Annotated in this window: 1 protein-coding gene; it reads right to left on the bottom strand. The window is 41.4% G+C overall.

Going from position 1 to position 1,012, the window contains the following annotated elements; all coding sequences use genetic code 11:
* Nucleotides 1-517: reverse transcriptase domain-containing protein (locus AC4GZ8_RS26405; protein WP_491084838.1), on the bottom strand; the 517-nt coding region annotated here is incomplete at its 3' end.
* Nucleotides 518-1,012: the final 495 nt, after the last annotated feature.

Genomic DNA, 1,012 nt, shown 5'->3' with positions numbered 1-1,012 from the left:
TACGAATGAGAGAGATTACATCCCCGTCATCCACTGTTCTTGATATGAGATTCATTAACCTGTCGTGATTTACCGTGTCGAAGAAACGTTCGAGGTCTATATCTACTATCCATTCGTAACCATCATTAATAAATTCTAAAGCTTGTAAGATAGCCATTTCTGCATAGCGTCTAGGTCTGAATCCAAAGCTATGCTCGCTGAAATTCTTATCAAACATGGGGGTGAGAACTTGTGCAATTGCTTGTTGAATGACTCTATCTATGACCGTCGGTATACCTAGGAGTCGTATACCCCCATTGGGTTTTGGGATTTCTACTCTTAATACGGGTTGGGGTTGATATTTTCTCTGTCTAATTTGTTGGATAATCTCGTCTTTGTTCATCAACAAGTACCTCTCCAACTCATCTACCGTCATTCTATCAACACCTGGTGCACCCTTGTTTTTCTTTACTTGTTTAAATGCTTGATTAAGATTGTCTTTGTTAAGAATCTCATCAAGTAATTTCCTTTCGTACATGCTTGTTATTTCCTTTCCTTCTCGTGGAGACGGTATCCACTTTTCCGTTTTTCGCCAGTGGTCTGTTTCCTCTCCCAATCGAGATTTCTATAACGATAAAATTGTTCAGCCCTTCGCTCTTTCTAACTTTCGCTAGACATCTTTACTACTACGGCTTCTGCTGACTTCTCACTATCCAGTCTCATATCACTATAAGATTTTGGTACAGACTAGTGAGACCTCCCCAGTTAAGGTGCGAACTCTTTCCCTTCATCTATCTGCCATATTTACACCGTACGATATAGTAGCTATTGGACTTTAACTTCTTTGGCAGTCTTATCCTCATACGTTGCCTCTTATATGGTTTCTGTTCGTCAGACCGAAGGTTTGCCTTCAAGCTTCCTTTAGATTCCACGTCACCGTGGACACCCTTGCTATTAGCTATGTACTTACCGCTACAAGGTCGTACTCGGGACTTTCACCCGTTAGAGTTCGCCCATGCTGGGCAAACCAAAA

The sequence above is a fragment of the Metabacillus sp. RB-C-LZQ-3-1 genome (assembly GCF_058315175.1).
This window is presented reverse-complemented; position numbering and strand designations above follow the sequence as displayed.